Source organism: Segatella hominis (assembly GCF_004535825.1).
In the GTDB taxonomy this organism is placed as follows: domain Bacteria; phylum Bacteroidota; class Bacteroidia; order Bacteroidales; family Bacteroidaceae; genus Prevotella; species Prevotella hominis.
Map to the genome: position 1 here is coordinate 1 of NZ_SGVY01000108.1, position 2,523 is coordinate 2,523.

General features: G+C 35.8%; 3 protein-coding genes. 1 reads left to right on the plus strand and 2 read right to left on the minus strand.

Annotated features, from left to right (window positions below; translation table 11 throughout):
* Positions 1-112: 112 nt before the first annotated feature.
* On the minus strand, positions 113-865 hold the full coding sequence (locus EXN75_RS17205) for a carboxypeptidase-like regulatory domain-containing protein (protein WP_246031464.1): 753 nt from the start codon (positions 863-865) through the stop codon (positions 113-115).
* 796 nt (positions 866-1,661) lie between these two features.
* On the minus strand, positions 1,662-1,907 hold the full coding sequence (locus EXN75_RS17210) for a hypothetical protein (protein WP_008628616.1): 246 nt from the start codon (positions 1,905-1,907) through the stop codon (positions 1,662-1,664).
* 292 nt (positions 1,908-2,199) lie between these two features.
* Between EXN75_RS17210 and EXN75_RS17215 the strand changes: the two genes are divergently transcribed.
* Positions 2,200-2,523 (plus strand): Type 1 glutamine amidotransferase-like domain-containing protein (locus EXN75_RS17215; RefSeq protein WP_167639582.1); only part of this gene is annotated, 324 nt, incomplete at its 3' end.

Here is a 2,523-nt window from a genome sequence, read left to right on the forward strand (position 1 = left end):
GGGAAAGAAGTGGCATGAAACACTTTTTAGGTAACCGTTAAAATGCCCTGTTTATAGGGATTGATGGAACATTAAGGACTCAAAAATGCCCTATAAACAAGGGTGGGAAACTTTAGTTACTGATATTAATTTGCTGATGAGCCTCACCTTCCTTAGCGTTATTGGTTGTAATGATAACAGCACCATTGCCACCACGTACACCATACAACGCAGTAGCAGCAGGACCTTTCAGCACATTGACACTGGCAACATCATTCATGTTGACAGCGGCAGCCTCTGTGATAACGCCATCTACTACATAAATAGGGCTTGAACCTGCTGCAGCTCCAGCAGCTGTTCCATTGTCTGATGACAGAGAGGTTGTACCACGGAGCACAATTTTTCCTTCGTCGAATTTTGCACCAGAGCCACCAACGAAACGGGCACCAGCAACTTTACCAGCCAAGGCGTTGTTGAGTCCTTGCTGACCAACAGAAGTTAAATCAGAAGATTTAATTTCCTGAGTGGCGTAACCCAAAGAACGTTTCTGACGCTTCAATCCCTGTGCGGTAACAACTACATCATCAAGATTTTTTGAATCTGAAAGCAAAGCAACTTTCATGCCATTTACTGCCTTAACAGTAACGGTCTTCATACCAAGATAACTGATAACCAAACTGCTGTTCTTATTAGGAACAATCAAGGAGAAGTTACCATTAATGTCGGTAACAGTACCGGTCTTTGTACCATCAATTCGGATAGAAGCACCGATAATTGGTTCTTCATCATCGTTTGAGACAACGGTACCCGAGATTGAAGTTTGTGCAAATGCCATGCTCGTACTAACGGCAATGGCAGCTGCTACAGTCATGAGTCTTTTTTCCATAAATCTCTCTCTCTTTTAAAAAATTAATATATAATGTTTATTTCTTTCTCTACATGTCATGAGGTGCTCCCCATTGAGGGAGATACCTAAGAATGCTTTCTCTACCTCTTGTCCCGAGGTGGAAGAGTTATACCTTATTATATATAAGCCTGTCTCAAATCCTTTTATCCAAGAGTTTAAAACTCTCTTTATGGTAAGAGAACTTAGCAAAATTTTAAAAATATTTTTAATCGGTTGCAAAATTACATAATATTTAGCTTTTCTCCAAATATTTTTTGTAAAAAGTTGCATTTTACTTGCATTTTGTTACAAAAAGACTATTTTTGTGTCTTATTTTCTTGCTTTTATAAGTAATATATTACTTTTTAAAGGAAATTACTGTTTGTTCAACCAATCCCTTTATGAGATTCACATTTATCAAATTTGCCTTAGGATGCCGTTTTTTATCTTAAAAGGGCAGTTTATTGCCTTTACTGACGCACTTCTTTCCATAATCCATTCTTTTTTTTCTTAAAAAGTATAACTCACTCTAAATTGGACTTTGATTGAAAATCAAGAAGTTGGGCGTTTGCCTATATTATATAGGTAACAAGATGGAAACGAGCGGACTTCTGCTCGTTTCTGTATTTTGCAATATGCAAAGAACGCCTTAATTCGGGGACAAAGATACGATATTTTTCTAAATATCCAATGATTTACAAGAGGAATTTTATGGAAATTAGAACTTTTGCGTAAAATCTGATGCTTACCAACACAATATGCATCCAAAAACAAACAGCAGGTATTTGGATATAGTTTATCCGAATACCTGTTGCCATAACGTTTTATTGCTGACGATGATTCTGACATCGACTTTCATGTACTGTTGCAATATTGGGGTATTTTGTCCCTGTGTGCTCACAGTGGCTGTAGCCATAAAATAGTTGCCATCTTCCCTATGTATGAGTTTGGCATTATGGCTTATGATGTTGCAGTTATAAGATGCATTGTCGTTGCCCTCGAAAGAAACATGAGCTGTCCTTGGCTCATCGAAAAGATGCAAATACTTAAAAAAAACTTAAAACATTCTTTATCCCCGATTAAATATCGTACCTTTGCAACCGAAAGAGTTCTTTGAATGGTTATGCAAATCACAGCAGGATGCTACATTCTGTATATTTCTAATTCGTAACCTCTTCTTTTTATGAGATAAAAACTTATCTCATTCTCAATTACTTATAAAAAATAAGTACTTTCGATGAAAAAACTCTTCTATATTTAGACTTACTGACATAGGGCTGTCATAGAAGACGCTATCTTTGTATCAAAAAGTGTTAAACTTAATATTATAGAATATGAAAAGATTATTTTTATGCTCATCATTTGCTGATGTTGCTAATCTATTTGTCGATTGTGCCAAAGAAGATTTGCAAGGGAAAATTATAGCTTTTATACCAACTGCAAGCCTTACAGAACCAATACGATTCTATGTAAAAAAGGGGAAAAAGGCTTTAGAAGAAGCAGGAATGATTGTTGAAGAAGTCGAGATTACCCAACTGTCCAAAGAGGAAATATCTTCTATATTACATAAATGCGATTATATCTACATAACAGGTGGAAATACATTTTTCCTTTTGCAAGAGTTAAAAAGAAAAGGTGTTGATAAAATTATATCTAAA

What these genes read in the sequence shown, in the direction of transcription:
- EXN75_RS17205 (WP_246031464.1), bottom strand. Translation starts at nt 865, where the DNA reads ATGGAAAAAAGACTCATGACTGTAGCAGCTGCCATTGCCGTTAGTACG.